A 23,345-nucleotide genomic window follows, 5' to 3' on the forward strand; every position below is an offset into this window, starting at 1 on the left:
CCGCGCGGGTCGGTGGATCAGCCGGCGGTAGCGGCTTTCCCGGCCGGCTCCACCTTGACCCAGGTGCTGTTCACCGCGGCGTTTCCGGAGATCCGGTCGACCTGTTCCGGATCGTGCAGCAGATTGACGTTCGCGCCCGGTAGCGCGGCCGCGACCGTCCACCCGACTCCCGGCTCCTGATGGCCCCACCCATGCGGGATCGCGATCGTTCCGGGCCGGATATCGGCACTGATCTCCACGGGTACCGCGATGGAGCCGGTCGGTGAACTGACGGTGACCCGGTCGCCCTCGGCGACCCCGCGTGCGGTCGCGTCCTGGGGGTGCATCAACGCGGTGCACCGGTCACGACCCTTCACCATCGAGGGCACATTGTGCAGCCACGAATTATTGCTACGCAGGTGGCGGCGGCCGATCAGCCGGAGATCGAAGCCGTCGTCCCGGGCGGCGCCTGCCTCGTCGAGCAGCCGGCGCGCCTCGGCGACGAACGAACGCGGCGCCAGCTGCACCAAACGGTCGCCGGTGGCGATGAGGGAGCGCAGCCGGGGTCGCAGCGGACCCAGGTCGATACCGCCGCGGGCGGCGCGCACCTTCGCCAGAGTGACACCTTTGCGGCCGCGTCGCAGTACGCCGTGCGGGCCGGCTGCCATCCCGAGTGCTGCCGCGCGCAGCGGGCTGAACCGGGCGAATACCGCGTTGAGGGCCCGGCCGGTCACAGCGCGCAGCGGCAGCGGCAGGATTTCGGTGGTGAGCCGCGCCATGATCTCCCAGTCCTCGAGGCCGTCCTCGGGTGGTTCGACAGCGCGGGCGTTGTAGCGAACGTTGTTGTGCACGCTGAACATCGTCAGCAGGATGTCGAGATCCTCGCGTTCCAGCGGTGATACCGGCGGCAGAATGATGTCCGCGTGGCGGGTGGTTTCGGTGATGTACATATCCACGGCCACATAGAAATCCAGTGCACTCAGTGCCTTGTCGAGTCGACCCCGCTGCGGCGTGGACAGCACCGGGTTACCGGCATAGGTGATCATGGCGCGGATCTGTTCCGCGCCCTCGTCGAGGATCTCGGAGGCCAGGGCGGCCACCGGTAATTCGAACCGGAACGATTTGTACTTTCCGGAGCGGTCGGTCCACGCGCCGTGGAACGGCGGCATACGGCGGGCGAGTGGCAGCAGGTCCACCGCGGGTGTGGCGTACATCTGCCCACCGGGGCGGTCGAGGTTGCCGGTGATCGCGTTGATGGTGTTGACCAGCCAGTGGGTGATCGTGCCGGTGACGGTCTGACAGACCCCGATCCGTGCGTACATCACCGCCGATCCCGCCGCCGCGTGGTCCCGGGCCAGCCGCCGGATCGTCTCGGCGTCGACTCCGGCGTAAGGGGCGGCATCCTCGGGCGAGAAGCCGGATACCAGCTCCCGCAAGGTATCCGTTCCGGCGCACTGGGCGCGCACGGCGGTCCGGTCGCACAGGTCCTCGGTGAGCAGTACGTGCAGCACGGCCAGCAGCAGATACGGATCACCGCCCGGCAGCACGGCCACATGCTCGTCGGCCAGGCGTGCGGTTTCGGTGCGCCGCGGGTCGATCACCACAACCTTGCCGCCGCGGGCGCGCACATCCTTGATCCGGTTCTTGGCACCGGGCATGGTGGTGACCGAACCGTTGGATACCGCCGGATTGGCGCCGAGGATCACCAGCCGATCGGTGCGATCGATATCGGCGATGGGCATCAGGAAATTCGAGCCGTACATCTGCCAGGCCACGAATTCCTGGGGGAACTGGTCGATCGATGACGCGGTGAAGAAATTGCGGGTCATCAGGCCGGCGCGCAGGGCCATGGCGTACATGATCGCCGAGTTGTGCGCCGCCGGATTGCCGAGATACATACCCACCGCATGCGGGCCGTGGTCGCGCCGCACCTGCCGTAGCCGGGTGCCCACCTCCCGGAACGCCTCGTCCCAGCCGATCGGTTCGAACCGGTCACCCACCCGCCGTACCGGTGTACGCAACCGGTCCGGATCGTCGTGCAGCCCGGCCATGGCGGTCGCCTTGGGGCAGATATATCCCTTCGACAGCACGTCGTCGGGGTTCCCTTCGATCTTGGTGACCGTCGAATCGTCGACGGTCACCAGAATGCCGCAGTGGGCCTCGCACAGTGTGCATTGCCGGGCGATGGTTTCAGCGGTCATAACGTCACATCACCTTCTGCCGCGTCGTCGTCGACGCGCGACCCGCATGAGCGCCGGATTACGGGCTGATCCGGCTCGTCGGTTGCTCTGGCCTGTGGAGAAGAGGGGACTCAGCGGAATGGTTAGCTGAGATAATTTCCCACTCAAACTCTCAGTGATGAGGGTAGACCGCCCGGCGAAGTGGGCACAACAGCCGGAAGCCTCGAACCGGGCGATGTGATGCCGGTCGAGGGCGTTTACTCCCGAGCCGACTGGTCCCGCAGCCGAGCGAGAGTTTTCGTGAGAATCCGCGAGACATGCATCTGCGATATCCCCATCTGCTGGGCGATCTGCGTCTGCGTCATCGATTCGAAGAACCGCATGGTCAGGATCCGGCGCTCGCGCTCCGGCAGCCCGGCCAGCAGCGGCCGGATCGCCACATACTCCTCGACCCGATCGAACTGCGCTTCCTCCTCGCCGAGGGTATCGAGCAGCGACGCGTCGGTATCACGACCCACCGAGGCCGCGTCGATCGACGTCGGCTGGTAGGCGTTCCCGGCGATCACCGCCTGGGTCACCTCGTCCGGATCGACATCGAGCTCGGCCGCGATCTCCTTGGCCGTCGGCGAACGGCCCAGCGATTGCGAGAGCGAATCCACCGCCGCCCCGATCCGCAGATGGGTCTCCTTCACCCGGCGCGGCACCCGCATCGCCCAGGTGTTGTCCCGGAAATACCGGCGCACCTCGCCCATGATGGTGGGCACCGCGAAGGACAGAAAATTCGAACCGCGCGACACATCGAAACGGTCCACCGCGTGTACCAGGCCCACCCGGGCGACCTGGGTCAGATCGTCGAACGGTTCCCCACGGCCACTGAACTTGCGGGCGATATGGTCGGCCAGCGGGATACAACGACCGATCAGCTCGTTCCGGAGCGTGGCATGCTGGGCCGACTCCGGCTCCGCGGCCGCCAACTGGACGAACAGCCCCGCAACATCGTCGTACCCGCTGACCTGCGGAGTCTCCTCGAGATCGTCCTCGGCACCGGCATCCGCCTCGCTACCCGGATCGCCGCCGTTCGCACCGTCGCGGTCGGTAGCGGGCTCCTGACCGGGGCCGTCGGCGGGGTCGCTCGCGGTATCGCGGGATTCGAGCGGCTTGTCCTGTTCGGTCACGCTTTCCCCCGGACCCGACGGAATTCGACCGCTGTCGGATATCCGGAAACCTGCTGGTCGTAGGACTCCTGCCGGGCGTCCACCGCATCGGTGAGGGTACGCAGAACATGCCAGCCGAAACTATGCGAATCGGGCAGGCCCTCCCGTCCCGCGATACCGGCGACCCGCACCCGCAGATCGGTGTCACCGATGGTGAACACACAATCCAGACTCGTATCGGGCGCGGCCAAACCGATCAGTGTGGAACACGCCTCGTCCACCGCGAGACGGATATCGGCGACCTCGTCGAGAGTGAAATCGCTGAGCAGGACCAGGGTTTCGGCGAGACCACGCACAATCGGCAACTGCGTCACCGAAGCCGCCACCCGAATCTCCACAGGGGAGCCGTGGATCCCCTCTTCCGCCGAAGTATTGATCACCCTGGCAGGCTACTGCATCTATGGCGCCGCCTCGGGCGGCGGTGGCGGCCATTAGACTACGGCGCGTGACTGCGTCCGAGCCCACGTTCACCCGCCCGTCCGTCCCGATGATCGCCCCGTCCATTCTGTCCGCGGATTTCGCGCGGCTGGCCGATGAGGCCGAAGCGGTGGCGAGTGCGGATTGGCTGCATGTGGATGTCATGGACGCGCATTTCGTACCGAATCTGACCCTGGGCCTACCGGTCGTGGAGAGCTTGCTGAAGGCAACCGATATCCCGCTGGACTGCCATCTGATGATCGAGGACCCGGCTCGGTGGGCGCCCCCCTATGCCGAAGCGGGCGCCTACAACGTGACCTTCCATGCCGAGGCCACCGACGATCCGGTGGCGGTGGCGCGGGATATCCGGGCGGCGGGGGCCAAGGCCGGATTGTCGGTGAAGCCGAATACTCCGATCGAGCCGTATCTGGAGATCCTCCGGAATTTCGACACTCTGCTCGTGATGAGTGTCGAGCCGGGGTTCGGCGGTCAGTCGTTCATACCGGCGGTGCTGGAGAAGGCGAAGGTCGTGCGGCGGCTGGTCGACGCGGGGGAGTTGCGGCTGGTGGTCGAGATCGACGGGGGAATCAACGCCGAAACCATCGAACGGGCCGCGGAGGCCGGCATCGACTGTTTCGTAGCCGGATCCGCTGTGTACAACACCGCTGACCCCGGTGCGACAGTCGAGACGTTGCGCCGCCAGGCGGCTGCGGCATGGTCACCGCATCACGCTGTGCGCTGACCATGCAACCGGCTCGCAGGTCCGCGGCAAACCCCCGTGGTCCCGGCCATGATCGAGCCACTGGTCACAAGCCTGGAGCAGCTGCCTGCCGGTAGTGTCGTCAATCCCGGTGCCCCGCAACAGTTACTGTGTCGAGTGTGGCAGACACAGGCGAGGCGGTGCAGGCGCCGAAATCCGGCGATGAGGGTGGGCAGCCGCGTTCCGGGAACGGGAGCCGGTTCTCCGGGAAGACGAAGAAGCAGCGGCCGTTCTGGCAGGAATTGCCGATTCTGATCCTGATCGCGGGGTTGATCGCGGCGGTGACGGTCACGTTCGTGGGCCGCCCCTATCAAATCCCGTCGCAGTCGATGGAGAACACCCTGTTGATCGGGGACCGGATCTACGTACAGAAGATCTCCTACTACACCGGCGAACCGAAACCCGGGGACGTGGTCGTCTTCGCCGGCGCGGAGTCCTGGAACGAGGGGTACCGGTCGATCCGATCCGACAACGCCGTGATCCGCGGGGTCCAGAACTTCCTGTCCATCGTCGGGTTGGTCCCGCCGGACGAGAACGACCTGGTAAAACGAGTGATCGCGGTGGGCGGTCAGACCGTGGAATGCTGCGATGAGCAGGGGCGCGTGATGGTCGACGGCGAGCCGCTGGATGAGCCGTACATCAAGGCGAACCAGCCCTGGCGTACCGACGGCCCGAACGCGCCCTTCCCGGCCGGCCGGATCTTCGGACCGGTCACGGTCCCGGAAGGCCACCTGTGGGTCATGGGCGACAACCGGGCCGAATCCAGCGATTCGCGAGCGCATATCAACGACGCGTTGCAGGGGACGGTGCCGGTGGACAACGTGCGGGGTAAGACCTCGTTCAAAATCTGGCCACCCACCAGCCTCGGACCGGTTCGATCGCAAGACCCCCGATCGCACGGTGGGGAATGAACCGTGCGCTCGGCGCGCAGGTGAGAGTCGGGCGGTTCGGTCCGCCCGTGCACGACAATCGACAAGTGGCGCAACTCACATCGTCCAGATCGAGAGAAATAGAGCCAACGCCGGTTCGATCGAATAAGCTTGGGGCCGAACACTTTCAGTGAACAACCATGGCGCTTCGCAGTGAACATCACTCGCCATCGGTTGGTCGCAGTTCTCGGGGGAGGATTTATTCATGCTGGTTGATCCAGAGCAGTTGCGCGCCCTGTCGGCGCGCCTGAATGATGCGGCCACCACAGTGGCGCCGCCAAACGACGATTCGACCGTGTTGCTTCGGGACCGTCTACCCGCCGGCTTCGGCTCGGGCTCGGCAGCTGCCGACGGCTTCGCTATGAGGTTGTGGCGGCCGCGGCTCCTCGATGCGGCCGATCCAATGCCGCATACCCGCAATAAGGGATTCGTATCGACGGCGCTGCCGTCGCTACAGCGTTTCACTACGGGTCCGTAGCCGGAGCGCTGGACGGATTGCGAACCGCAAGGTTCGCACCGCAGCTGTGAACGGGACGTCGTCCCTGCGACGCCGCATTCCTCCAGCATTCTCAGAAGGCCTCATTTGTCGTCGGGTGGGCATGAGTAACGACGAAATTCGGTACCGGTAATCCCCGGTAAAGCATCGAAACACTATGCATTATATGAGCCGATGAGTTCAAATAATTCCTGATTCCGGCCGAATAAGCTGCCGCACGGGAGTCCTTACTCCACGGCGCGGGAAACTGCACAAAAGTGCAGTTTATTTCACAGCACGGAGGTGGTTCCAACCTGTCCGATAAGACTGCGGGATGTCCCGCATGCCTGCAATTCAGACGTAGGCACCGTAATTCAACTCTTCGAAGGGAATAATGGATCATGCCAACAAACGACTTCGACCTGGACATTCGAGTGAACGCCAGCGATATTGCTGATCCGGCGCTGAGGTCAGGGGTCCTCAGTATCGGTTCCAGCTGCTACTCGTGCGGCGGTTCATGCAATAGTTCGGGAACTATCGATTGCTGTTGCTGACAAGTGCATCGATGGTGCGGCAATTCGGTCGAGCTGAATCTGATATAGCCTGACCAGGGTTTGCCGCAGGCGGGGGGTGAGAAACGACCCTTCCTACCCCCCGCTACACAAAAATACGATCCTCATCTGGTCAAAAATTCTGGCAGTACCAATTTCAATCGATCGAAGAGTGTGGACAATGGCGATGGATTCGATTTTTGCGCGACCGGCAGAGCAGGTGGCATATCGGCTGGCTCAACTCGCCGACCCGGATTTGTCCTTACCTCGACCACGTCCGCACGAGGCTGCCGGTCTGGCCAGTGGATACAGCGGGTGCGCTCTGGCATTGCTCTACGCCGGGCAGGTCCTGAACGCACCGGATCTGACCGAATCCGCACGAGCACTCCTGAAGCAGGCAGCCGATACCACGGTGGTTCACGCCATACACCAACCCGGTTTACACAACGGCTTATGCGGATTCACCGCTGTGCTGGCGGAATTCGCGGGCCAGGAACCGCGCTACCTGCCTACTCTGCGACGATTGGCCGACCAGTTGGGCACCAAACTGCTGGAGACCACCAGGAGCCGGCCCGGTGACGGCCTTCCATTTACCGCCTATGACCTGATATCCGGAGCTGCGGGGCAGCTGGCCACCACGGTCCGATTGCTGACAATGATGGATTCCCCTCCGGAAAGTATGTCGAACGCGGCCGAGCATCTGGCGGATTATCTGATGCAGATCACGGATATCGACGAGCACGGGCGACCGGGCTGGCTGATCACCCCGGACCGGTATCCCATCGGTTTCAGCTGGTATGGCGAGCGATCGCCACATGGCATGTACAACCTCGGGCTTGCGCACGGCCTGCCCGGTATTCTTGCCGCTCTTTGTACGGCGGCCCGCGCCGGCATCGGAGGAACGCCGGTCGCGGAGCGAGTGCGAGAGCTGGCGCTGTGGCTTTCCGAGCACACCTGCGAGACCGCTACCGGACCGGCATGGCCCACTGCGTTCAATGCGCGGCCGGGCGACCGGACCCTGGAATACGATCCACACTCCAGGCCCGCGCGGACAGCGTGGTGTTATGGAGCACCGGGTGTTACGGCGGCATTGTTTTCAGCCGCCGCGGTAGCGGATCTGCCCCAGGTAACCGAAGTGGCGACAGCGGCCCTGCGTAATGTGCGGCACACAAACTCTCACGATAGAAATGTTTTCTCGGTCACGCTGTGCCATGGACGTGCCGGAATTGCCGCCTCCGCTCATCGCGCATACCGCATGACCGGTATCGAAGAATTCAGCCGGATGCGAGACGAAGAGCTGGAGGTAGCCATTTCTCACGCGGATCCCACTCGCCCGTTCATATTCGCTGACGAGCCGCAGCATGGAGAATATATCGATGATCCCGGTTTCCTCACCGGGGCGGCGGGCGTGTTACTCAGTTTGCTTTCACCTCTGGATCCGAAGCGCACAGCCTGGGACGCCCTGCTGTTCCTGTAGCCGCGGCACTCCTGAGCAGCGCGACTCTCTTTCAACCGATCAAGGATATCTCCGTGCTCAAATCGATTCCGCCGTCCACCGGTAGCGAACTGCTGCGTAAAGCTCCCCGGTATTCGGCCCGGCCGTTTTTCCTCCTACGGTCGGCGAGCTTGCCGATCGATGTGGCGACCAGCGTACTAGCGCAATTCCCCGCCGGATGCGAAAAACCGGAACTGCTACTGGAATCCGTACAGCAGATCTGGTCCGACGACCTCGTCCATGCGGCCGTCGCCGTGTCATCCCCAGATCTCGCGGCCGCCATGGATAATCTGCTCGGGCTATCGGATAAGGACCGCATCCGGGCCGCCCGCGGACTGCTGCGCTACGTCAACCGGATGAGCAGCAGGGCCACGCCGTTCGGGCTGATGGCCGGAGTCGTGTCCGGAAGTTTTACCAACGAATTGTCATCACCGGTCAGGCTGCGCAGGGACGCGCGGGACGGAGTTCTGCTGTCGACTCGTGCCCGAGCCGATATGGGCCTTGTATTGCATATGCTGCACAGTGCTGTCGGTGAGGATACCGCTGCGGACGATCTACTGGTCCGCACCAACGACTTGGCGCACGTGGGCCGCGGCCGCGCTTGGCTTCCGCATGCCGATGCATACGGAACGCATACGAACAAAAGCATATCGCTTCGCCATACCGCTGCGGTCGGGCGCGTGATGACCGATGCACGCGTTCCGGTCACATTCGTACGCCTGCGGGAGACCTTGCTGGATCTGTATCCACAGGTACCCGCGGAAAAAGTTGATCACCTGTTGCGGGAACTGATCGATCTCAATCTTCTTGTCAGTGCCCACCGCCCCCGTTTGGTGCAAGATCAGGGCTATCGCCCCCTCGACGACCTTCCGATGGATTTACTCACGGAGGATCAAAGACGGTCGTTGAAAGACTTCTCGGCGCGTATCGATATATCCAACAACACGTCCGGGCTATCCGACGTCCTACCACTACTGCACTCCACCGAGACGCAGACTGTCGCCGAGATGGCCGGCGAACAAACCCTCCTCCAGTTCGACTCGCTTCTGAATGCCGAGCCGGGACCGGTGTTACCGATGGAGGTTGCGGCACTGGCAGAGGAAGCCGCCGGCGTACTGGCGATCGTCGGATCGGACAGTCGTTACCCCCAGCGGCTACTGGACTGGGCAACAGCCTTCAGTGATCGCTACGGTTCCGGTGCCGAAGTTCCGGTTCTGGAAGCTCTTTCCGAAGAGACGGGCCTCGGCCCCCCGAACGGCTATCGGAATCCACAGCGCACCTACGTGCTGGAACCGGAGAACAACCAGGATCGTCCGGTCGAACGGGAATCCTTACTGCTGCGATTGATCTCGCGCGCGCTCGCCGATCGGTCACCGGAAGTAGAACTGGACGATCGGTGGCTACTCGAGTTCGCCAACGCCGGCACCCTGTCCGGTGACAACCGCCCCGCTACCCCGGCCCTCGACGTCTGCATGGAGTTGTGGGCCGGCGATGGACAAGACCAGCAGTGGACGGCAGTGGTCACCGAAATGGGAATCATGCGGGGAGGTCGCACCTTCTCACGGTTCTACGATCTCCTCGACAGGGATATCCGTGAACAGCTACAAGCTATGGCTGCCGATGAGGAGATGCGCTGCGGCGAAGCGGCTGTCGCGGAATTGACCTATCTTCCTCTCCGCGGGCGAGCGGCAAATATCTCGATACGTCCACCGATGCGCCGGCTGGAATTATCGGTGAATGTATCTGCGAGTCACGATACACAGCGCCTGTCTCTGGAGGACATTCACGTAGGTGTTCGCTCCGGTCGGCTGTATCTTCGTTCGCGGAGTCTGGGCCAGGATATTATCTTCACTCAATATACCAATTTGAATCTCCTATCGAGCCCTAATGTATGCCAATTCCTTATCGAGGTATCCGACGCTGGGTTCCGCAACACATCCGCTTTCCATTGGGGGCCGATAGGAGCGGGGGCTACGTTTCTTCCACGCCTGCGCAGAGGCAATGTCGTGGTTCGGCGGGCCATGTGGCATCTGCGGCCCGAGGACCTGGATCCCGATCTCCCGGAAGCCGAATTCTCCCGAGCGCTCGACGCATGGGCCGACACCTGGATGGTCCCGAACATGGTCAGACTCATGGAGGGGGATAACCATCTACTGTTGGATTTGACCTCCGGCCTGTCACTATTCGAATTGCGTCGGGCCTTGACCGCGGCGCGGGTCGCCGATGTCAGAGGATATGTGCAGTTGGTCGAGATCGGACCCGACCCTACCGGCGGGTTCTTGCGGGATCAGCACGATGCGGCATACGTAGCAGAGGTGGTCGTACCCGTCGTTACGTCCCATGTCCAGCCTTTGCCGGAATCCCCGAAGACAGGCAACAGGCGACGGGCGATACCTACTGAAGAACGATTACGGCCGCCCGGTGGAGAATGGCTGTTCCTGAAACTGTATACCGAATCCGATGCCGACGACCGGATACTGACCGAGAATCTGCCGTCATTGACACAGCGGCTGTGTAGCGAATACGGCGCGGGTCGTCCATTCTTCCTCCGCTACGGTGACCCGGCCCCGCATCTGAGAATTCGGTTCCCGGTGTCGCGGTCGGATGTTCGCGGGTCGGCGCTCGCAGAAGCCGCGCAGTGGGGATATCAGTTGGTCGAGCAGGGGGTTGCGACCGATTTCTCCTTCGCGACCTATCATCGCGAGATCGAACGTTACGGGGGTCCGGATCTCGTGCCGGAAGCCGAGATCCTCTTCGGGGTCGACAGCTCCGCGGTCACGGCGATCATCGAATACCTCTTGAATACCGACGATGGAGCTCTCCCACGCGAAGCGGTCGCTGCCTTGACTTTGGACCGCATGGCGAGAAGTTTGCTGCCGGAGCCGGACGACCGCCGGAGACTGCTGTGGACCAATACACCGAGCCGGTCGGGAGGCGCGGAGTTTCGGGCCGTTGCCGGCGATCTGTGGGCACATCACAACCTCGGTGGACCCACCGCTCCGCTCCTCACCGCGGTTTCTCATCTGTGGCACGAGCCCGGTACCAGGTTCCGAACCCTCATGAGCGCAGCCCACTCGGAGGGCCGGTTATGGGGAAAACCGGACGATATCGTTCGCTCCTTGATCCATATGCATTGCAATCGGTTGGGCATACACGGCGACCGGGAGAGAGCCGCCTACGGAATGTGGCGTCGTCTGCTCGATCGCGAGGCGGCCATCGGGAAGAGTCGAGCTTCCGCATGAAACGTGGTCGTCGAGACGCATCGTTTGCCACCGGCCGCTCGGTAGCCGGGGTATTCGGCCGAGCATGGCGTGCTGATCCGTCCGGAGTTGCTCAGCTGCTGGTGATCGCGGGCGTACTCGGGATTCTGCCCGCTGCCCAGGTGACGATTACGGCGCGCCTGGTCACCGCGGTGGTGGACAGTGTCGGCAACGGCCGTTCGCTCGAAGGTGTCCTGGCACCCTTGACAGCCCTTGCGGTGACCGGGCTCGCGGCTCAGGTCCTGCAGGCATTCCAGCAGCGCTCGACCCAGCGATGTCACAGCAGATTGTCCGCATCACTCTCGCGGCAGATCATCGACCGTGCCGCACGTCTGGCTCTTGCCCAGGCCGAGGACGCTGGTGTTCAGGATTCCCTGCAACGTGCGGTTCGCGAAGTCAACTTCCGTCCGGGCCAGATGCTGGCACAGTCGATGCAGATGGTCACCCAGGTCATCACGTTCGGTTCCGTGACGACCGTCCTGTGGACGATGGATTACCGAGTAGCTCTCCTGGCGCTTCTGGCTCCGTTCCCTACAGTCGTTGCAAAAATTGTTCAGGGGCGTCGTGGCCATGCTCTGGAGCACTCTCGGTCCCAGCTGCGCCGGCGCCTCAACTATTGGCAATATCTCGCATCGCAACCCGATTCGATGAAAGAAGTGATCACCTTCTCTCTGGGGCCCCTCGTGCGCCAACGGCACCGGTCTCTCCAGTCCGAGATCGTCGATGCCGACATTCGTCTGGCGAATAGAAATCTGCGCTTGTCGATACCATTGATGACAATGACCGCCGCCCTGATATTCGCGGCGAACTCGACGGCAGTTCTGACGGTTGGCGGAGGATCGCCGATTGCCGACCTCATGGCAGTTATCCAGGCGGTCGCCGTGCTACAGAGCTCGACCCAGCAGTTGTTCACAGCCGGTGCTCAATTACATGTCGATCAACTTTACCTGCGCAATGTCGAAGACTTTCTCGGAATCCCGGAGCCGGATATCGATGACGGGCTTCTCGAGGTGCCCGAGCAGTTGAGTCGAGGTATCGAGTTTCGCGGCGTATCCTTCCGGTACCCAGGTTCCGACCGCTACGCATTACGCAACCTCGATATCACGCTGAAACCGGGCCGAACGACCGCAATTGTCGGGCTGAACGGCGCAGGGAAGTCCACTCTGGGCAAACTGATGGGTCGGTTGTACGAGCCGACCGAGGGCGTAATATTACTGGACGGAATTCCATTACATTTATACGATATGGCGAGTCTCAGGAAGCGAACATCGTACGTGTTCCAGGACTATGTCGATTACCAACTGAGCGTCGGTGACAATATTTCGATCGGCCATATCGACGAGGACGGGAACCCTGCCCCGGTCGATTCTGTTGCTCATGCCGCCGGGCAGGTCGAGATGGGCGGATACATCGAGTCTCTACCCCGCGGCTACGACACCCAAGCGGGAAAGGTGTTCACCGGCGGCATCGAGTTGTCCGGCGGGCAATGGCAGCGTCTTGCCATCGCGCGCGGTCTGATCCGACCGGCCACCATCCGGGTGATGGACGAACCTACGGCTTCTATCGATGCCCCGACGGAAAACGCGATCATGAATACGATCACCCGGCCCGGCGACGGGCAGATTTTCATACTCATCGCACATCGGCTCTCGACCATTCGACGTGCCGACCGAATTCTCGTCCTCGACGACGGCTGCCTCGTGGAAGACGGTAGCCATGAAGAATTGGTGCAAAATGGCGGTGCGTACGCGAAGATGTACAGCAACCGTTACGGCCGGGTAGATCAGGCGGATTTGTAATAATCGATATGGCGGGTTGTACGGGGAAGTGCCATCGGGATCCTGAATATTCACCCGTGGCCCGCGAGCGAATAGAAGGTGATGGTAATCGCGATGGAACTCGTTGTTCTCGATCAGAATCCGATATATTGGACGAACTCGACCGGGCAGGATACCTCTATAGCAGCCGTCCAGGAGTCGGTTCGCCTGGCGAGAGACTGCGAAGCTCTGGGATGGGACCGCTATTGGATCGCCGAACATCACGACAGGACCAGTGGCTGTGGATCTCCTGAAATTCTTGTTTCCGCGATAGGTGCACAGACGTCCCGAATTCGCATAGGAACCGCCGCGGTACTACTACCGCACTATACGCCGCTCAAGGTGGCGACCACTTTCAACTTGCTGGAGAGAATGTATCCCGGTCGGATCGACCTCGGAATCGGTCGCGGTCCGGGAGGTTCCCCCGCGGCCATCAGCCGCCTGGCTTCGGTGTCGGTGCAGAGCTACGGGGGTAAAATTGCCGAGCTGCTCGGCTATTTTCATACCGATCGTGATTCGGTGGCCGAACTGGAGTCGTTTCCTAAAAGCTCGGTGCCGCAAATATTCGTCAACGGCAGCAGTGCGGGTGGCGCAACCGCGGCTGCGGAGTACGGTCTTCCCTTTGTTTTCGCTCAATTCGCCCATAAACATCCTCAGCCGGAATTCATCGAGCAGTACCGAAATTCGTATCATCCCGGTCCGGGCGGTCGAGACCCGGTAGTGGGCCTGGGAATGTTGATCACTTGTATCGAGGATCCCGAGGAGGCCGCCCATCAGAGAGCACTGCTTCATTGGATGAACGAGGCTCGGCAAAATGCGGGGGTGATCCCGGATCGGGACGAGGCGCGGAATCTGACCGGTCTTCCGGCGGACGACAACCTGCAGAACTTGGTCGGTACTCCTGCCGAAATCGAGCCCAGGTTGGCCGAGCTGCTGAATATGTACCGACCCGATCTGCTGGCAGTATCAACACAGTGTCCCGACTATGCACTGCGCCTGCGGTCATACGAGCTCGTCCGGGACCTGGTGGCAGACTTGACCCGATCCCCCGAGCCGCGAAACCGGCTCTTTGCGGGCCGGGCGGGATTCGAATCCGCGACCGACGGTGAGGGCATCGTGTCGCATGCCGGTGCGAGTGTGTCCGGGTGCCGCGCGCGCCGTCAGTGACTACGGCGCCCGGTTTCGCATACGGCGTCGATCACCGTGTTCTGCGGGGGCCGGGTGCCGAGCGCTTCCGGCCCGGCCACCCAGAGGCGGTATCCGCTGAGCTCGTCCTCGGCGGAAGGCAGCACGATCTGGCTGCCGGTACCGGCAACTGTGGTGTAGCGGCGGAACAGTTCGGCCGCGGCGGTGGCGGGGTATTCGTCGTGCCGGGTGGGGCCGGTCAGGAAAGTCCAGCGCCGGGCCCGGGGATGAGCGAAAACGGGGCCGGCGATTCCGGCGACTCGTAATCGTTGCAGGACCCACTCGCCGAGTTCGGTGGGCATGGTCACGGCACCGTAGGCGGCGCCGATATGCAGCAGAATGCGCTGCGACAGGGGATCGACGACTGCGGGCAGCAGATCCTTCTCGCGATACCGCCGGCAGTGCCGCTCCAGGGGGGACTCGGTGAATGTCGTCATTGGGGGTTCCTCTGTATCTATGGCGCCGCCTCCGGCGGCGCGGGGTCGGGGCCCTATTAACCCCGCGTCTTCACTCCGGCGCTCAGTCGCTGCGCTCCTTCGCTCTGTCGCTGCAGACGCGGGGCGGGCCCCGACCGTGAAGGTCGACCAGAACGAGGAGTGCGGGGCCTCGTGGTCCCGGGTCTGCACTCCTGCCGGGGCGGTGCTGCGTTCCCTTTCTCTGGTCGCTCCGGACTCGGGCGGGCTGCGACCATCGATGGCGGTCGCCGGGGAGATCGGGGTGTGAATTGTTGGTGTCTCGGGGATGCACGCAGTGGGGGGCGGTGCGGCGACATTGCCGGCTGTTCGCGAGGAAGGAAGCGCGGTCGGCGGGTCCGTTTGTTCGTGAAGGCTTGTGGCGCACGGTCTTCCGCGGCGGTGGCCGTCATGGTGGAACGTTGTATCCGGCTGCGCTGCTCGTTGGTCGAGGTCGGCGAACCGGTCACCTCACAATATTGCTTCAGTCGGTGTGAGCGTGCAAATCGAGCAACATTTCGGGTTTCGATGCGGTATCGGCCGGGAATGAGTTGCCGCGTCCGGTACTGGTCTGGACCACAAATGGGCCGGTCGGAAGTGGTATCCGGAGCTATCGCGGGAAAGTGACGACCATCTCTCGACCGGAAAATTTCCGGATCGACCAGGATCGTGAACTACTCGGGACGATGGAGCGCGCCGGCCGGTGCCGGCCGTGTTCCGTCGGGTGGGTGACGGCGTGGCTGTGCGTCGCGGGCGCCCACTAGTCTGGTCGTGGACGGCGAACTGGGAATATTCGGTACCGCTCCCGCCGTTCCGTAGGCGGAACACCGACGCGAACGGGAGAAGGCATGTTCACAGGCATTGTCGAGGAGCTGGGTGAGATCGTCGCCTGCGAACAGTTGACCGACGCGGCTCGGCTGACGATCCGCGGCAAACTGGTCACCTCCGATGCGGGACACGGCGATTCGATCGCGGTCAACGGGGTGTGCCTGACCGTCGTCGACGTTGTCGACGACGTGTTCACTGTCGATGTGATGGGCGAAACGCTGCGCCGGTCGAGTATCGGGGGTCTCGGTCCGGGCGCGCGGGTCAACCTCGAACGCGCCGCGGCCGTGAACAGCCGCCTCGGCGGGCATATCGTCCAGGGGCATGTGGACGGTACAGGGACCGTCCTCACCCGGACGCCCGGCGAGAACTGGGAGGTGGTCCGGGTCTCGCTGCCCGATGCGATCGCCAAGTACGTGGTGGAGAAGGGCTCCATCACCGTCAACGGCATTTCGCTGACCGTATCCGGGCTCGGCCGCGCCGACGTCCCGGCCGCCGACGGCGCCCGGGACTGGTTCGAGGTCTCGCTCATCCCGACCACGCTGAGCCTCACCGACCTGGGCACGGCCACGCCCGGGTCACTTGTCAACCTCGAAGTCGATGTGATCGCGAAGTACGTCGAGCGCCTCCAGCAACGCGGCTGACACCTCCGGCCGCGCCCGGGCGCGCCGGACACACCCAGTAGTGTGATCAGGACCTATCGAGATGGAGCAGTGCAGACGTGACCAGGTTCGACAGCATCGAGCGCGCCGTCGCCGATATCGCGGCCGGTAAACCGGTCGTCGTGGTCGACGACGAGGACCGGGAGAACGAGGGCGACCTCATCTTCGCCGCGGAGAAAGCAACCCCGGAGCTCGTGGCGTTCATGATCCGCTACACCTCGGGCTACATTTGCGTACCGCTGACCGGCGACGACTGCGACCGCCTGGGGTTGCCGCCGATGTACGCGGTGAACCAGGACAAACACGGCACTGCCTATACGGTGTCGGTCGATGCCAAGGAGGGCGTCACCACCGGTATCTCCGGTGCGGATCGCGCCACCACCGTCCGGCTGCTCGCCGATGCCGATGCAAAACCCAACGATTTCACCCGGCCGGGTCATGTGGTGCCGTTGCGTGCCAAGGACGGCGGGGTGCTGCGCCGCCCCGGCCATACCGAGGCGGCGGTGGACCTGGCCAGAATGGCCGGACTGCGCCCGGCGGGTGTGATATGCGAGATCGTCAGTCAAAAGGAAGACGGGCATATGGCCCGCACCGACGAACTGCGGGTTTTCGCCGACGAGCACGAGCTGGCACTCATCTCGATCGCGGAGATGATCGCGTGGCGGCGCAAGCACGAGAAGCATGTGGTGCGGGTGGCGCAGGCGCGTATCCCCACTGTGCACGGTGAGTTCACCGCGGTCGGTTATCAGAGCATCTACGACGACGTCGAGCATGTCGCGCTGGTCCGTGGCGATCTCGGCGAGGGCGAGGACGTCCTGGTGCGAGTGCATTCGGAATGCCTCACCGGCGATGTCTTCGGATCGCTGCGCTGCGATTGCGGCCCGCAGCTGGACGCCGCCATGGAAATGGTGGCCGCCGAGGGCCGGGGCGTGGTGCTGTACATGCGCGGGCACGAGGGCCGTGGCATCGGCCTGATGCACAAACTGCAGGCCTATCAGCTGCAGGATTCCGGGCACGATACGGTCGACGCCAATATCGAGCTCGGGCTGCCGGCCGATGCCCGCGACTACGGCACCGGCGCCCAGATCCTGGTCGATCTCGGGCTGCGGTCGATGCGCCTGCTCACCAACAATCCGGCGAAGCGGGTCGGGCTCGACGGCTACGGACTACGGATCACCGAGCGGGTGCCGATGCCCGTCCGGGCCAACGCCGAGAACCTGCGCTATCTGCGCACCAAACGTGATCGGATGGGCCACGACCTGGTGGGCCTGGACGATCTGGATCTGGGGGAGACCGCGCAATGACCGTAGCCGGATCGAAAGGCGGAAACCGATGAGCGGCACCGGGGTACCGGATTTCGCGCTTGCCGATGCGCAGGGTCTGCGCCTGGCGATCGTCGCATCGCGCTGGCATACCGAGATCTGCGACACCCTGGTCGCCAATGCGGAGCGGGTGGCCGCGGCCGCCGGAGTGCGGCATACCACCGTCGCGCGCTGTGCCGGTGCGATGGAGTTACCGGTGCTGGCGCAGGAGCTGGCCCGCACCCACGACGCGGTGGTCGCGCTCGGCGTGGTGATCCGCGGCGACACCCCGCACTTCGACTACGTCTGCGATGCGGTGACCGCCGGCCTGACCCGGGTGTCCCTGGACGAGAGCACGCCGGTCGCGAACGGTGTGCTCACCACGAACAACGAGCAGCAGGCGCTGGACCGGGCCGGACTGCCCGATTCGGTGGAGAACAAAGGCGAACAGGCGGCCGCGGCCGCGCTGGATGCCGCCCTGACCTTGCGCGGGCTCCGCGCGGCGGGCTGAGCGATGCCGGTGGGACGGATGCTGCGGCGGGGTGCGAGCCCCGCGGCGGCGGAACCGGCGGTGGCGGAGCCTGCCCGATGGGAGTTCGAGGTCCGGCCCCGCAAGGCGCGCCGCACCTCGGTGATCGTGGCCGTTTTCCTGGTAGTGGCGTTCCTGCTGCTCGGGGTGTTCCTGCGGGTCGACTACACCGGGGTGAATTTCCGGGTGGTGGATCAGTTCGCGATGGCGGCCATCGGTATCTTCGGCGCCGCGGCGGTACTACTGCTCACCAGGCCGCGGGTACGCGCCGGTGAACAGGGCGTGGTGATCCGTAATATCCTCGGGGACAACGAATTCGAATGGAAGCACATTCGGGGAGTGTCTTTCCCGGACCGTAAGGCCTGGGCCCGGCTGGAACTGGTGAACGACGACTACGTACCGATGCTCGCCATCCGGTCGAACGACGGCGAACGCGCCGTGGCCGCCCTGGACCGGCTCCGCGAGCTCGGCACGAAGTACACCGGGTCCGCCTGACTCCTCGTCGCGACGGAACTCAGTGGGCGAGTTTCAGCCCGACAACTCCGGCGATGATCATCGTCAGGAAGACGACTTTGAGAACCGTGACCGGTTCTTCCCCGGTGGCCATGGCGTAGACAACGGTCAGCACCGCCCCGATACCCACCCATACCGAGTAGGCGGTGCCCACCGGTAGATCACGCATGGCATAGGCGAGTCCGGCCATACTGGCGATCAGCGCACCGGCGAACAGGACAGTGGGCGGCCATTTGCTGAAACCCTCGGTCTTGCCCAGGGCGGTGGCCCAGACCGCCTCCAGCATCCCGGATACGACGAGAACGGCCCACGAGAACGACATGACGACCTCCGTGGGTCGTCTTGTCGCACGCCGGGTACGACCCTCTCGTCCGGGAGCTCGCCGCCTCGCGGGCTCTGACTCCAAAATCGCACACCGGCTACCGGGTGGCAACTTTCTCGGGCCCTCCGGCGAGGTAGGTCACAACGGCGGGCAATGACCCGTCTCCGCGCCGAAGCGCCATTTCAGCGGGTGTCGCCCAGGACTTCGCCTTCGCGCCGCGGGTCGGCGCCGCCGACCCAGCCGGTATCACCGTCGCGGGCGAGCACGCTGAGTCCACTGGTCTGCGGGGCCACCGATACCTGATGACCGCGTTCCCGCAGTCCGGTGACCAGCGGATCGTGCGCGCCGTCGGCGGTGGCGTCGATCGCCGGATGCTCGCCGCCGACGCCGGTCAGCGGGGTGTTCGCGGCTCCGAACGACACCGCGGATACGGCCTGCTGCGGATCCAGGCCCCAATCCAGCATGCCGACGAGGGTTTTCACCACGAACTGGATGATCACCGACCCGCCGGGCGACCCGACCACATGGGTGAGCGCGCCCGGCCCGGAGCCGTCACCGCGTTCGAAAACGAGGGTCGGGCTCATGGAACTCCGCGGGCGTTTCCCCGGTTCGACCCGGTTGGCCACGGGGGCGCCGTCGGGAGCGAACGGGTCGGCGGCGAAATCGGTGAGCTGATTGTTCAGCAGGAACCCGTCGACCATATGGAACGAGCCGAACGCGGATTCGACGGTCGTGGTCATGGCCGCGGCATTGCCGTAGGAGTCGACCACCGAGATATGACTGGTGCCGTGCTCGGGCTGTTGCGGCCCGGCGCCGAATGCGGACGGCCCGAAATCGCCGGGCTGTGCGGTGCCCATACTGCGGGCCGGGTCGATGAGCCCGGCCCGTTCCCGGAGGTACTGCGGATCGACCAGCGTATCCGGCGAATTACCCGGTAGCGGAACATAATCCGGGTCAGCGACGTACTTGTCCCGGTCGGCATAGGCCAACCGCTCGGCCTCCGCGATCAGATGTGCGGCCTCGGCTCGCGGAACGCCACCGTTGGCGTCCACCCGGTCGGGCGGCAGGGCTGGGATATCGAAATTCTCCAGAATGCCGAGGGTCGCCGCGACCGTGATACCGCCGGACGAGGGGCCGGGCATTCCACAGACCTCATGCTCCCGGTAATCCGTGCACAGCGGTGTCCGCTTCTCCGCCCGATAGCCGGCCAGGTCGGCGGCCGTCAGCATGCCGGGTGTGCGGCCGCCGGTGGTCGTACCGGTCGCGGCGACGATGTCCTGGGCAATGGGCCCGGTGTACAACGCGTCGGCGCCCTCGGTGGCGAGGGTGTTCAAGGTTTTCGACAGGGCTGGATTCGTGAGCATCGTGCCCGCCGCTTTCGGGGAACCGTCCGGATTCAGGAAATACTCGGAAGTGCCCGGATCCCGGGCCAGTTCCGGCGCGGATTCGGCGATCTGGCCGGCCAGCCGGGGGCTGATCTCGAAACCCTGATCCGCCAGCCCGACGGCCGCGTCGAAGAGCTCCCGCCACTCGGTGTGGCCGTGGTCGGAATGGAGCGTTCCGAGCATGCGCATGACCCCCGGGACGCCGATGGACCGCCCGCTCGCGCGGGTATCCGGGCGCGGTTCACTGCGATCGGTATCGCTGATCCAGCGCAGATAGTTCTCCGTCGCGGCGGCCGGCGCGGTCTCCCTGCCGTCGTAGGCCTCGACAGTCTCGTCCTCCGCGTTGTAGTACAGCAGGAACGCCCCGCCACCGAGCCCGGACGCCTGCGGTTCGGTGAGGCCGAGCACAGTCTGCGCGGTGATCAACGCGTCCGCCGCGGTACCGCCCGCGCGTAGCACTTCACAGGCGGCGCGGGTGGCGTGCGAGTTGGCGGTGGACACCGCGTAACCGGTGGTGCGTACGGCCGCCATATCGGAGCGGTAGCCCGAGTTGATCTCGGGGTTGGTCGCCAGATCCCGAGTGCCGGGCGCCGCGGTGCCGGAAGACGGGGCGGCGGTGACGGGGGTTCCGTTCGGGGAAGGAACGCACGGCCCGGCGGAGCCGGTACCGTCCCCGCATCCGCTGAGTGAACCTGCCAGGAGCAGCGCCGAAACCGCCAGCGCGTACCGAATCCGTTGTATCGGGCGCATATTCCGCACTGTAGCCGCCCACAGCGACAATGGAGGCGAACCACCGGGACCGATTCCGGGTGCGGAAGCCGTAGACCCGGCCGGTGGTTCGACGCCGCCGAGGCGGCGGGACTCCGGGCACCGCCGGTCGCCCATCGGCGGAACCTGTCCGAGGCCACTACTACGCTGGACACGTGGCAGATCCCGCGACGTACCGGCCGCAGCCGGGCAGTATTCCGCTCGAACCCGGTGTCTACAAATTCCGGGATTCCTACGGGCAGGTCATCTACGTCGGCAAGGCGAAAAGTCTGCGCAACCGGCTCAACTCGTATTTCGCCGATATCACCGCATTGCATCCGCGGACGCGGCAGATGGTCACCACCGCCGCGAGTGTGGAATGGACCGTGGTCTCCACCGAGGTGGAAGCGCTGCAGCTGGAATACAACTGGATCAAGGAATTCGATCCCCGGTTCAATGTGCGCTACCGGGACGACAAATCCTATCCGGTGCTGGCGGTCACCCTGAACGAGGAATACCCGCGGCTTTTCGTCTATCGAGGCGCGCGTAAGAAAGGGGTCCGCTATTTCGGGCCCTATGCGCACGCCTGGGCGATCCGGGAAACACTCGATCTGCTGCTCCGGGTCTTCCCGGCCCGCACCTGTTCGGCGGGGGTTTTCAAACGGCACGGGCAGATCGGCCGCCCCTGCCTGCTCGGCTATATCGACAAATGTTCGGCGCCCTGTGTGGACCGGGTATCGGCGGATGAGCACCGGCGCATCGTCAACGATTTCTGCGACTTCCTGGCCGGGCGTACCGATCGGATGGTCAAGGAATTGGAACGCCGGATGCATGCCGCGTCCGAGGACCTCGATTTCGAGACCGCGGCCCGGCTCCGCGACGATGTACAGGCCCTGCGCCGGGCACTGGAGAAGCAGGCCGTGGTCCTCGGTGACGGTACCGACGCCGATGTGATCGCCTTCGCCGGTGACGACCTGGAGGTTGCCGTGCAGGTTTTCCATGTGCGTGACGGCCGGGTCCGCGGTCAGCGTGGCTGGGTGGTGGACAAATCCGGCGACGCGGCGGACACCCCGGAACAGGGCGGTGAACTCGCCGCCCTGGTCGAACAGTTCCTCACCCAGTTCTACGGCGAGCAGGCCGCGGTGGCCGCGCAGACCGCCGGGGAGCAGCCCGCCGCGGTGGTGCCGCGGGAGGTTCTGGTGCCGGAACTACCCGCCGATGCCGAGGAGGTGCAACGCTGGCTGTCGCAGCTGCGGGGTGGTTCCGTACGGCTGCGGGTGCCGCAGCGCGGTGACAAGAAGGCCCTCGCCGATACGGTCACCCGGAATGCCGCGGAGTCCCTCGCGCAGCACAAACTCCGCCGGGCCGGCGATCTGACCTCGCGGTCGGTGGCATTGCAGGATATCCAGGACGCGCTCGATCTCGATACCGCTCCGCTGCGTATCGAATGCGTCGATATCAGCCATGTGCAGGGCACCGATGTGGTGGCGTCGCTGGTCGTGTTCGAGGACGGGCTGCCCAAGAAATCCGACTACCGGCACTATGCGATCAAGGAGGCCGCGGGGGAGGGCCGCTCCGACGATGTCGCCAGTATCGCCGAGGTCACCAGGCGCCGGTTCATGCGATTGCGCCGGGAGCGCGATGCCGCCGAACAGGCCGATCTCGCCGGGTCGGCGCCGATGCCGGAATTCGGCGTGCCGGGCGCCGCGGCCGAACACCCGGAGGAGGAGCTCACCTCGCGCCCCGGGATCGACCCGAAGACCGGACGGCCCCGGAAATTCGCCTACCCACCGAACCTGTACGTCGTGGACGGCGGGGCGCCGCAGGTGGCGGCCGCGGCCGAGGTGCTCGATGAACTCGGTATCACCGATGTCGCCGTCGTCGGCCTGGCCAAACGACTCGAGGAGGTCTGGGTGCCGGGCGAACCGGACCCGGTGGTGTTACCGCGTACCAGCGAGGCCCTCTACCTGCTGCAGCGGGTGCGTGACGAAGCCCACCGCTTCGCCATCACATTCCATCGCAGTAAACGGTCCCGCCGGATGACGGCCTCGGCGCTCGATTCGGTGCGCGGGCTCGGCGCCACCCGGCGGACCGCGCTGGTGACGCATTTCGGGTCGGTGGCGCGGCTGAAAGAAGCGACTGTCGAGGAGATCATCGAGGTGCCCGGTATCGGCCGGGCCACCGCGGAGGCGGTACTGGCCGCACTGCACGGCCGATAGCGTCCGGCGCGGCGTTCGGTGCAACGGCGCGGTAACGGGCCCGGGTCACGTACGTTTGTTCCTGCGCCCCGTGTCGCGCACCGCGGCGGTGACCGGGCGCTACAGCTGGGTGACCGACAACGCATTCC

Annotated in this window: 18 protein-coding genes and 1 riboswitch; of the genes, 12 read left to right on the plus strand and 6 right to left on the minus strand. The window is 64.5% G+C overall.

Going from position 1 to position 23,345, the window contains the following annotated elements:
* Positions 1-17: 17 nt before the first annotated feature.
* From ABZ827_RS01215 to ABZ827_RS01225, 3 genes are all read right to left on the minus strand, one after another.
* Positions 18-2,180: a molybdopterin oxidoreductase family protein gene (locus tag ABZ827_RS01215; RefSeq protein ID WP_357231043.1), complete on the minus strand. Its 2,163-nt coding sequence runs from the start codon at positions 2,178-2,180 to the stop codon at positions 18-20.
* Between the two features lie 236 nt (positions 2,181-2,416).
* Entirely contained in the window at positions 2,417-3,334 is a 918-nt protein-coding gene (locus tag ABZ827_RS01220; protein WP_357231047.1) for a SigB/SigF/SigG family RNA polymerase sigma factor, read from the minus strand.
* The gene (locus ABZ827_RS01225) at positions 3,331-3,753 is read right to left on the minus strand and encodes an anti-sigma factor (protein WP_357231050.1); all 423 of its coding nucleotides are present in this window, start codon (positions 3,751-3,753) and stop codon (positions 3,331-3,333) included. Before ABZ827_RS01225 ends, ABZ827_RS01220 begins: the two co-directional genes overlap by 4 nt.
* A 107-nt stretch (positions 3,754-3,860) precedes the next feature.
* On the opposite strand from ABZ827_RS01225, the gene rpe reads away from it, so the two are divergent.
* The 7 genes from rpe to ABZ827_RS01260 all read left to right on the plus strand — a co-directional run bounded on the left by rpe (position 3,861) and on the right by ABZ827_RS01260 (position 14,244).
* Positions 3,861-4,532, plus strand: a complete 672-nt coding sequence (gene rpe / locus ABZ827_RS01230; protein ID WP_357234352.1) for a ribulose-phosphate 3-epimerase — start codon at positions 3,861-3,863, stop codon at positions 4,530-4,532.
* 137 nt (positions 4,533-4,669) lie between these two features.
* Positions 4,670-5,461, plus strand: coding sequence for a signal peptidase I (lepB, locus tag ABZ827_RS01235; protein WP_357231053.1), 792 nt, complete (start codon positions 4,670-4,672; stop codon positions 5,459-5,461).
* Positions 5,462-5,684: 223 nt separating this feature from the next.
* Positions 5,685-5,957 carry a hypothetical protein gene (locus ABZ827_RS01240; RefSeq protein ID WP_357231056.1) on the plus strand — a complete coding sequence of 91 codons (273 nt, stop codon included), beginning with the start codon at positions 5,685-5,687 and terminating at the stop codon, positions 5,955-5,957.
* A gap of 627 nt (positions 5,958-6,584) precedes the next feature.
* Positions 6,585-7,982, plus strand: a complete 1,398-nt coding sequence (locus ABZ827_RS01245; protein WP_357231059.1) for a lanthionine synthetase C family protein — start codon at positions 6,585-6,587, stop codon at positions 7,980-7,982.
* A gap of 53 nt (positions 7,983-8,035) precedes the next feature.
* Positions 8,036-11,242 (plus strand): lantibiotic dehydratase, encoded by a 3,207-nt coding sequence (locus ABZ827_RS01250; RefSeq protein WP_357231062.1) that lies wholly within the window; start codon positions 8,036-8,038, stop codon positions 11,240-11,242.
* Positions 11,239-13,059 carry an ABC transporter ATP-binding protein gene (locus ABZ827_RS01255; RefSeq protein ID WP_357231065.1) on the plus strand — a complete coding sequence of 607 codons (1,821 nt, stop codon included), beginning with the start codon at positions 11,239-11,241 and terminating at the stop codon, positions 13,057-13,059. The genes ABZ827_RS01250 and ABZ827_RS01255 overlap by 4 nt, the downstream gene beginning before the upstream one ends.
* Before the next feature lie 93 nt (positions 13,060-13,152).
* Positions 13,153-14,244, plus strand: coding sequence for an MsnO8 family LLM class oxidoreductase (locus ABZ827_RS01260; protein WP_357231068.1), 1,092 nt, complete (start codon positions 13,153-13,155; stop codon positions 14,242-14,244).
* Here ABZ827_RS01260 and ABZ827_RS01265 read toward each other — a convergent pair.
* Positions 14,238-14,699 (minus strand): hypothetical protein, encoded by a 462-nt coding sequence (locus tag ABZ827_RS01265; RefSeq protein WP_357231071.1) that lies wholly within the window; start codon positions 14,697-14,699, stop codon positions 14,238-14,240. The two genes, ABZ827_RS01260 and ABZ827_RS01265, sit on opposite strands and share 7 nt — an antisense overlap.
* A gap of 863 nt (positions 14,700-15,562) precedes the next feature.
* Here ABZ827_RS01265 and ABZ827_RS01270 point away from each other — a divergent pair.
* From ABZ827_RS01270 to ABZ827_RS01285, 4 genes are all read left to right on the plus strand, one after another.
* Complete coding sequence (locus ABZ827_RS01270) at positions 15,563-16,183, plus strand: riboflavin synthase (protein ID WP_357231074.1); 621 nt, start codon at positions 15,563-15,565, stop codon at positions 16,181-16,183.
* A gap of 77 nt (positions 16,184-16,260) precedes the next feature.
* The gene (locus ABZ827_RS01275; RefSeq protein ID WP_357231077.1) at positions 16,261-17,505 is read left to right on the plus strand and encodes a bifunctional 3,4-dihydroxy-2-butanone-4-phosphate synthase/GTP cyclohydrolase II; all 1,245 of its coding nucleotides are present in this window, start codon (positions 16,261-16,263) and stop codon (positions 17,503-17,505) included.
* Positions 17,506-17,533: 28 nt separating this feature from the next.
* The gene (gene ribH / locus ABZ827_RS01280) at positions 17,534-18,013 is read left to right on the plus strand and encodes a 6,7-dimethyl-8-ribityllumazine synthase (RefSeq protein WP_357231080.1); all 480 of its coding nucleotides are present in this window, start codon (positions 17,534-17,536) and stop codon (positions 18,011-18,013) included.
* A gap of 18 nt (positions 18,014-18,031) precedes the next feature.
* Complete coding sequence (locus tag ABZ827_RS01285; RefSeq protein WP_357231082.1) at positions 18,032-18,526, plus strand: PH domain-containing protein; 495 nt, start codon at positions 18,032-18,034, stop codon at positions 18,524-18,526.
* A 19-nt stretch (positions 18,527-18,545) separates the two neighbouring features.
* Here ABZ827_RS01285 and ABZ827_RS01290 read toward each other — a convergent pair whose 3' ends face one another.
* Both ABZ827_RS01290 and ABZ827_RS01295 read right to left on the minus strand, forming a co-directional pair.
* A complete protein-coding gene (locus ABZ827_RS01290) occupies positions 18,546-18,866 on the minus strand; it encodes a multidrug efflux SMR transporter (protein ID WP_357231085.1) in 321 nt (106 codons plus the stop codon).
* Between the two features lie 9 nt (positions 18,867-18,875).
* Positions 18,876-18,944: riboswitch (guanidine-III (ykkC-III) riboswitch) on the minus strand.
* Between the two features lie 104 nt (positions 18,945-19,048).
* A complete protein-coding gene (locus tag ABZ827_RS01295; protein ID WP_357231088.1) occupies positions 19,049-21,001 on the minus strand; it encodes a gamma-glutamyltransferase family protein in 1,953 nt (650 codons plus the stop codon).
* 173 nt (positions 21,002-21,174) lie between these two features.
* Here ABZ827_RS01295 and uvrC point away from each other — a divergent pair, with 173 nt between their 5' ends.
* Complete coding sequence (uvrC, locus tag ABZ827_RS01300; protein ID WP_357231091.1) at positions 21,175-23,217, plus strand: excinuclease ABC subunit UvrC; 2,043 nt, start codon at positions 21,175-21,177, stop codon at positions 23,215-23,217.
* Positions 23,218-23,345: the final 128 nt, after the last annotated feature.

The sequence above is a fragment of the Nocardia sp. NPDC019395 genome (genome assembly GCF_040632335.1).
Classification (GTDB): Bacteria; Actinomycetota; Actinomycetes; order Mycobacteriales; family Mycobacteriaceae; genus Nocardia.

Excerpts from the sequence above, each read along its gene's own strand:
- ABZ827_RS01295 (WP_357231088.1), bottom strand. The coding sequence starts at position 21,001 with ATGCGCCCGATACAACGGATTCGGTACGCGCTGGCGGTTTCGGCGCTG.
- ABZ827_RS01255 (WP_357231065.1), top strand. The coding sequence starts at position 11,239 with ATGAAACGTGGTCGTCGAGACGCATCGTTTGCCACCGGCCGCTCGGTA.
- ABZ827_RS01215 (WP_357231043.1), bottom strand. The coding sequence starts at position 2,180 with ATGACCGCTGAAACCATCGCCCGGCAATGCACACTGTGCGAGGCCCAC.
- ABZ827_RS01265 (WP_357231071.1), bottom strand. The coding sequence starts at position 14,699 with ATGACGACATTCACCGAGTCCCCCCTGGAGCGGCACTGCCGGCGGTAT.
- ABZ827_RS01260 (WP_357231068.1), top strand. The coding sequence starts at position 13,153 with ATGGAACTCGTTGTTCTCGATCAGAATCCGATATATTGGACGAACTCG.
- ABZ827_RS01240 (WP_357231056.1), top strand. The coding sequence starts at position 5,685 with ATGCTGGTTGATCCAGAGCAGTTGCGCGCCCTGTCGGCGCGCCTGAAT.
- ABZ827_RS01285 (WP_357231082.1), top strand. The coding sequence starts at position 18,032 with ATGCTGCGGCGGGGTGCGAGCCCCGCGGCGGCGGAACCGGCGGTGGCG.
- ABZ827_RS01290 (WP_357231085.1), bottom strand. The coding sequence starts at position 18,866 with ATGTCGTTCTCGTGGGCCGTTCTCGTCGTATCCGGGATGCTGGAGGCG.
- ribH (WP_357231080.1), top strand. The coding sequence starts at position 17,534 with ATGAGCGGCACCGGGGTACCGGATTTCGCGCTTGCCGATGCGCAGGGT.
- rpe (WP_357234352.1), top strand. The coding sequence starts at position 3,861 with ATGATCGCCCCGTCCATTCTGTCCGCGGATTTCGCGCGGCTGGCCGAT.
- ABZ827_RS01270 (WP_357231074.1), top strand. The coding sequence starts at position 15,563 with ATGTTCACAGGCATTGTCGAGGAGCTGGGTGAGATCGTCGCCTGCGAA.